The 7,660-nt window shown below is 41.4% G+C and carries 4 protein-coding genes; all 4 read left to right on the top strand.

The window, feature by feature from the left end:
• Window positions 1–614: 614 nt before the first annotated feature.
• Entirely contained in the window at window positions 615–2,255 is a 1,641-nt protein-coding gene (locus ACK4HU_RS08275; RefSeq protein WP_409805385.1) for an amino acid ABC transporter substrate-binding protein, read from the top strand.
• A gap of 3 nt (window positions 2,256–2,258) precedes the next feature.
• Window positions 2,259–3,551: a glutamate-1-semialdehyde 2,1-aminomutase gene (hemL, locus tag ACK4HU_RS08280; protein ID WP_409805387.1), complete on the top strand. Its 1,293-nt coding sequence runs from the start codon at window positions 2,259–2,261 to the stop codon at window positions 3,549–3,551.
• Between the two features lie 450 nt (window positions 3,552–4,001).
• Complete coding sequence (locus ACK4HU_RS08285; RefSeq protein ID WP_409805390.1) at window positions 4,002–6,764, top strand: M14 family zinc carboxypeptidase; 2,763 nt, start codon at window positions 4,002–4,004, stop codon at window positions 6,762–6,764.
• 56 nt (window positions 6,765–6,820) lie between these two features.
• Window positions 6,821–7,171, top strand: coding sequence for a Spx/MgsR family RNA polymerase-binding regulatory protein (locus ACK4HU_RS08290; protein ID WP_409805393.1), 351 nt, complete (start codon window positions 6,821–6,823; stop codon window positions 7,169–7,171).
• The last annotated feature ends 489 nt before the right edge of the window (window positions 7,172–7,660 follow it).

Consider the following 7,660-nt stretch of genomic DNA (forward strand, 5'->3'; position numbering starts at 1 on the left):
CTGGTTTTTTGTGTGATGTACATTTTGCAATTCGTTTACAAATTGGAACAAGCTCTACACTTTAGGGTATAATTCAAATTATTTTTATCCCATCATTATTCGCAAAAAGGTTGGAGTTCAAGAGCAGATTGAAACTCGGATTTTGAGATACTTACCAGCATACATTCAAAAGGTTATTTAATATGTGTCGAGTAGAAAAGACATAAGAAAGGGTAGAAGAGGGTTTTTCGGACCAATTACAAATGGAAGCTTTAGGCAGAGGGGCTGGCTGATCTGAAAAATCAACTTTCTTCAAAATAGTCAAAAAAGAGACAGGATTCCTCAAACGAGTATTGGCAACATTGTCTGGAGTATGCAGCATACAGAATAAATAGGTTGGGTTTGTTTGGTTTATTTTTAGTATAGCCTATGTCATATGCGACATAGGCTTTTTTTTTATTATCAATATTGAATTGAAGATGATCAGCTTCAATCTTACTGGCAAATAAAGCTAAGGACCTATTGGGCGTTCAAAAGGTTTCCTCATTCGAAGCTACATTTGTGGCCCAAACTTTGGGTTTGGAAATAATGAGTTAAATTTACCCTGCTTTAATCTTCCTGTCAGCCCCGGAATTATGCGAAATCTATTTCTACTAGTAGTTGTATTTTTTACCATTCATTTTTCAAATGGTCAAGGTCTTCCCCCCGAATACCAAAAAGCTAAAACAGCATTGCAATCCAAAGATTATTGGGAAGCAATGAATGGATTTAAACAATTGACCAATGCCGATAAGTATGGGAATTTAGCAAACTATGCAGCATTTCATTTGGCGGAAGCGGCTTTGGGTGCCAATCAGCCTGCCCAGGCAATTACTGCCTTACAACCGATTTATGGAAAGAACTGGAATAAATCCGATGAAGCCAGGTATTTATTGGCAACCGCTTATTTCCGTAACAGTCAAAATTTAGAGGCACTGAAGGTTATCAAAACCATAAAGAAGGACGGAATCCTTCAACAGGCCTACAACCTTTCCTTTGAATACTTAAAGAAGGCGACCGCAAGTTTTTTGGTGGCAAATCTTAATGAGTTCAAAACCAATGAAGGTTATGCGGCAGCTATGGCAACTGTCTTGCAAAAGCAAACCATTATGTCAGCCAGCGAGATCGAAGCTTTGAATCAAGTAAGGACCATGGTTCCTAAGAAAAAGGCGATTTCAAATGATGTTCTTGATATTGTCTTGATATTGCCTTTTACCAGTTCTGGTTCTTCCTCAGTTTCCGGAATCGGCTATAACGATTTCATGTTTGAACTTTATCAGGGAATTGAGATAGGAGTTGAGCAATTGAAAAAAGAGGGACAGAAGGTAAATCTGACGACATTTGATTCGAAAAGAGATATCGAGCATCTTAAAAACCTTCTAAAAGATCAGACTTTTGCAACCGCAGATGTGATCATAGGACCAATTTATCCGGAGGAAACAGATGTAATAAGTGCTTTTGCCGAGAAGGAACAGATTCCCTTTATCCATCCGCTTTCTAATTTGGGAGACCGATTCGAGCAATTCAAATACAGTTATCTTTTCAGACCTTCTGTCACTTCCCTTTCTACTGGAATCATTTCGAGTCTGAAATCTCAGAAATGGGGAAAACGTGTCGCAATCGGATACAGTGGTAGTTCGAGAGATGAGAATTTGGGCCAAATGCTTCAGGTAAATTTGGTAAAGGAAGGTTTTGAAGTGGTGAAAATTCAAAAACTGGATTCTAGAAATGCCTCTACTTTTCTTCAGGGATTAGGTGTAAGACGTGGAAATAATCCAGCAGTTGATCAGGTTATTTTGCTTTCAGATGATCCTGCCATCGCTCAGTCAGTTTTTTCCTTGATGGAAAGTATCAGCACTTCAGTTCCAATGTTGGTGATGGACTCTTGGTTGGGGTTCAATTTCGCAAACTATGAGATGTTGGAGTTCCCAAACTTCTATTTCATTGCAAATAATACCCCCAAGTTTGATTCTGAGGCGATGAAAGAATTCCGAAAACAATTCTACAGCCAATACTATATATATCCTGGCATGAACTCTATTTTAGGATTGGAACTGGTTCACTGGATAGGCTCAAATTCCAAATCAACCATGGACTATAATATCAGACGGAGTTTGGATCAAAAATCTTTCCAGCCGGGCAAGTTGACTTGGGGATTCAATTTTCAAAATTCAAACAATAACAGCTACACTCCAGTATTTAGAATGGAAGCAGGTGAGCTGATTCCTTTACAATAAATCATGCAAATTTCTGAAAGCAAGCGGCTATTTGCCCATGCAAAAAACTTTATCCCGGGAGGAGTCAATTCTCCCGTTCGTGCTTTTCGTGCCGTAGGTGGAGACCCGATTTTCATCAAAAGAGCTGAGGGAGCATTTATCTATGATGAAGACGATAATTCCTACATCGAGCTGATCAATAGTTGGGGTCCGATGATCCTTGGACATAATCACCCCATGATTCGTGAAGCTGTGATCAAAGCGATGGAAAACGGAACTTCCTTTGGAGCTCCAACTGCCCGAGAAGTGGAAATTGCCGAACTGATAGTAAACATGGTCCCTTCGGTGGAAAAAGTGCGAATGGTCAATTCAGGTACTGAAGCTACGATGTCGGCTATTCGAGTAGCCCGTGGATTTACCGGTCGTGACAAATTCATTAAAATGGAAGGTCACTACCATGGTCATGGGGATTCATTTTTGATATCTGCAGGTTCGGGTGCAATTACCATGGGACATCCTGATTCACCGGGAGTTACTCAAGGAACTGCCAAAGACACACTTTTGGCCCCTTACAATGATTTGGAAGCGATTGAAAGATTGGTAGAAGCAAATCGAGGTGAGATTGCTGCACTAATCTTGGAACCAGTTCCAGGAAATATGGGATTGACTTTGCCGCTGCCAGGTTATTTAGTGGGTCTTCGGGAAATTTGTACCCGAGAAGGAATCGTGTTGATTTTTGACGAAGTGATGACAGGTTTTCGCTTGGCGAAAGGTGGTGCTCAGGAGCTCTTTATGGTGACACCGGATATGACTACTCTGGGTAAAATCATCGGCGGAGGCATGCCAGTGGGAGCTTATGGAGGGAAAAAAGAAATCATGGAGTTCGTGTCCCCAGCAGGACCTGTGTATCAGGCAGGTACTCTTTCCGGAAATCCAATAGCAATGGCAGCAGGTCTGACCATGTTGAATTATTTAAATACTCATCCTGAAGTTTATAGCCGATTAAATGAAATCGGGATGCAAGTCGCTTCTGGAATGGCATCGATCAATATTAGACTCGGACATGACTTCACCATTAATCAATTGGGAAGCATGTATTCCTTGTTTTTCACAGAGAAATCCGTGACAGATTTTGAATCTGCCAAGAAATCGGATACTGCATTATTTGGGAAATATTTCCAAGCGATGCTTCATCGGGGAATCTATTTGGCTCCATCTCAGTATGAGAGCTTGTTCCTTTCTACGGCTTTGACAGATGATCTTGTCGGAAAAATCCTTCAAGCTCACGAGGAAAGTATGATGGAGGTTTTGTCGTAATTTAAGTACTAGCGATTCTGTCACAAACCGATTTATTTCTAAATAAACCGCTGGAAGGCGGGTGACCGATACTTCGACTTCGCTCAGTACAGGCGACCGAAGAAGGGTACAATCAAGGGTATTAAAAAATTTCAATGGTTATTTACTCGTGAGTAGAATACACATATTTCATGTGTTTATAACTTGATTTTCAAAGGCCACACCCGCCTGCCGGCGGGCAGGTGGAATCTCACATCGATTATAATCATTCCTCTGTATGTCGCTCAGAGTCATGCCTGTCTGCCTCAGGCAGGCTCGATTTCATAGAATTAATTCTAAAGGGCTGATAGCGATGTCAGCCTTTACTTTTTTTAGATATTCATAGAATGCAGGCTTTTACATAAACTGAACTCCATGTTCCAGCTAATTCTGCTAACTTCTGCATCGATTCATCACCAATCTCTTTTTGCTATGAAAAAAATACTTTCAATAGGAGTAATTTTCTGTTTGCTGCTAAGCCCTTCCGTTTTTGCCCAAAAGATCGATGCGGTTTACAACAACAAAATCAAGGAATACACCACGGATTCTAGGTTTTTGCCAGCATCGGTGATGAATGTAGTAGATCATCCTACTATTCCTTCTCCTCTTAAGCATTTTGGTGAAATCATCGGTTCGCCGGGCGTGATGCACAACACGACCAAAATTTATGAATACTATCAGCTTCTCGCGGAAAAATCACCAAATCTCCAAATCAAACAAGTTGAAACTACAGAAGAGGGTAGGCCAATCTATGTCGTGATTATCGGAAATGATGATAGTATGGAAAAGCTTGATACCTATAAAGGTCACCTAAATCGACTAGCCGATCCTAGAATTACTACTGCTGAACAGGCTGAGTCAATTTTAGAGTCTGCCAAACCAGTTTACTATCTCAATGGAGGCATGCACTCAACCGAAATGGGATCGCCCGAAATGCTGATGGAATTGGCCTATCGGCTCGTGACAAGCGAAGAAAAATCCATCAAGCAAATCCGAGACAACGTCATCGTTCTCATCAATCCGGTATCTGAACCTGACGGAAGAGATAAATTGGTGGATTGGTACTATCGCTACACCAAAGCCAGAACGCAATGGGATGGCGGCTATCCTCGCTCCGCACCGTATTGGGGTAAATATGTGTTCCACGACAACAATCGAGACGGTTTGCAGGTCTCTCAGGCGATCACAAAAGGAATTTTTTCCATCTTCTACGAGTGGCATCCGACGGTGATGTTGGATCTTCATGAGTCGGTTCCTTTGCTTTATATTTCCACAGGAACTGGTCCGTATAATGAGCAAATAGATCCAGTCACGATCGGCGAATGGCAAGTCATGGCAAATCATGACATTACCACCTTGGCCGCTCAGGGTATGCCGGGCGCGTTTACTTGGGCTTTCTATGACGGTTGGTGGCCAGGATATGGAATTTGGGTGGCAAACAATCATAATTCCAACGGACGATTTTATGAGACTTTCGGCAACGCCGGAGCAAATACCTATATGCGAGACCTCTCCAATCAGAAATATGCCGGTGATCCTGCTACGACACGAGAATGGTATCGTCCTGATCCACCCACAGAGCGTGTTTATTGGTCAGCCCGAAACAATGTGAACTATATGCAGGCAGGCGTACTCGCTTCTTTGACTTATGCTGCGCAAAATGGCGAGCAACTCCTTCGAAATTTTTACCAAAAAGGAGTGAATTCCATCCGTAAGGGAAAAGAAGACAGTCCTAAAGTTTTCGTGATTCCGGTGGATCAAAAAGATCCGACTATGGCCGCATACCTAGTTAATCAACTTTGCGCTCAGGCTATTGAAGTCTATCAGGCGGAAACCGGGGAATATGTAGTCCTATTGGACCAACCTTACAGAAACCTTGCTGTCACTTTGCTGACCGAGCAGAAGTACCCAAAAGATGCGAAATTCCCACCTTACGATGACATTGCATGGACTTTGAGTTATCTATATGGAGTAGAAGTCGAGCAAAAAGACAGTATCGCATATGAAATTTCTTCTTTGAAAAAAGTGGAATCAGATGTGAAGTATGAGGGAGAAATTTCAGGTTCAGGTAATTCCTATTTCATTCACTATCAGGCTCAAAATACAGTCTTACCGGCTTTATACTGGATCAAGGAGCAGTCGAAAAATGCAGAAATCCGAGTGATCAAATCTGAATTTCTCATCGATCAAGACACGCTGAATGTCGGTTCGATGATGATCAAAGGAATTTCTGCCTCTCAAGCTGGTGAATTAGGGAAAAAGTTCGGTCTCGACTTGATTCGAAGTTCTTCTGCTCCTGATTCTGATGAAACACATCTTGTGCAGCTTCCCCGAGTGGCCATTTACCATACTTGGTTTTATACCCAGGATGAAGGCTGGTCCCGATACACTTTTGAGCAGCGAGGAATCCCTTATACTTCAATTGACAAGGATGATTTGAAAGCCGGGAATCTCAACTCGAAGTTTGATGTGATTTTGATCCCAAGGTCACGGGGAACTGCCTCTGATTTTATTCATGGGATAGATTCACGATTTGGCCCAATGCCATATACTAAAACCGATCAATATCCTTCACATGGATTCCCGGATTCCAGTAATGATATCACCGGAGGGCCAGGTTTTCTTGGAATAGAAAACCTCAAAAAGTTTGTCGAAGCAGGTGGTGTGGTGATTACTTTGGATAATTCTACCGTCATGGTGGCTGAAACAGGAATCACGCGAGACCTAGAATCTTATAATGCTTCCGGTCTTTTTCATCCGGGTTCTGTGGTGACGGTAAAAGCCAAAAAATCGAATCACCCCGTGTTGTATGGATTCCCAGAGACCTTTTCAATTTTCAGAGGAAATGGACCGCTTTATCAGGTTGATTTGGCAAAAAGAGATATGATGCTGCTTCAGTATGGTACCAAACCGCTGAAAGATGAGGAGCCTTACACCGGAGAGATCATGGGAATGGCGAAGTCCGAATCGAAGAAAGAAGAGAAAGCGGAAGCTGGCAAAGAGCCACCTTATGTTCGTTCGGGAATGGTAAGGAATGAGCAGACGATCATCGGTCAGGGAAGTATTTTCAATGTGCCGGTTGGCAAAGGAAGGATTATCGCCTTCACTTTTGATCCACTTCATCGATACTTGAATCATCATGACGCCCCATTAGTTTGGAATACGCTAATTAATTGGAATGATTTGGGGGATTAAAATTCTGGAGGCTATGTTTGTCAGAGGATCATTTAAAAAATTAAAACCCAAACAAGATGTCAATCAAAGTCTACGGAATCAAAAATTGCAACACTATGAAGAAAGCCTTTGCCTTCCTGGAGTCAAAGGGAGTTTCTTACGAATTCATCGATTACAAGAAGCAAAAACCCACTCAGGAGCTTTTGAATGGATTTTTAGCTAAAACTTCGCTGGAAACTTTGGTCAATAAACAGGGGACGACTTACAGAAAGATGGATGATTCCCAGAAATCTGCCTTGGAAAAAGCCGAAACAGCCATTCCGGTTTTAATTGAAAATTCAAGCATGATCAAGCGGCCGGTGATAACATATCCGGATGGGAGTTTGACTTTAGGATTTGTCCCAGAAAAGATTGAGGAGAAGCTTTAACCTGAATTGAATTATTTTTTAACCATTGAGAGAATTAAGGGAATTAAGAACTTGAAGAGGCTGTCCCAAAAGGCTGCTCGGTGTCAGCCTGAGCGGAGTCGAAGGCCATCTCCAGCAAAAAAGGCCACATTTCAACTACGCTTATTGTGACAATCAGTACTTATGAGACAGCCTCTTTTTTGTTGAAGCGAAATCAACTTTTCACTAGATTGATTTCCAATAAACTTAATGAACTCAATTTCCTTAATGGTAAAAAAGGGTAAGTTTTTCAGTATCATAGGTAAGGAAATTTGATTAACCATTTAGAGAATTAAGGGAGTTTAGAATTGGAAATCAGTTCGATGTGCTTGGTTTTTTGCCACATGATATTTTCAAAAAAACTTAATGAACTCAATTTCCTAAATGGTAAAATAGGGTAAGTTTTTCAGTATCATAGGTAAGGAAATTTGATTAACCATTTAGAGAATTAAGGGAGTTTAGAATTGGAAA

Origin of the sequence: Algoriphagus sp. (assembly GCF_046296635.1) — a bacterium.
GTDB lineage: Bacteria > Bacteroidota > Bacteroidia > Cytophagales > Cyclobacteriaceae > Algoriphagus.

Coding starts and splice junctions, on each gene's coding strand:
- ACK4HU_RS08290 (WP_409805393.1), top strand. CDS start 6,821: ATGTCAATCAAAGTCTACGGAATCAAAAATTGCAACACTATGAAGAAA.
- ACK4HU_RS08275 (WP_409805385.1), top strand. CDS start 615: ATGCGAAATCTATTTCTACTAGTAGTTGTATTTTTTACCATTCATTTT.
- ACK4HU_RS08285 (WP_409805390.1), top strand. CDS start 4,002: ATGAAAAAAATACTTTCAATAGGAGTAATTTTCTGTTTGCTGCTAAGC.
- hemL (WP_409805387.1), top strand. CDS start 2,259: ATGCAAATTTCTGAAAGCAAGCGGCTATTTGCCCATGCAAAAAACTTT.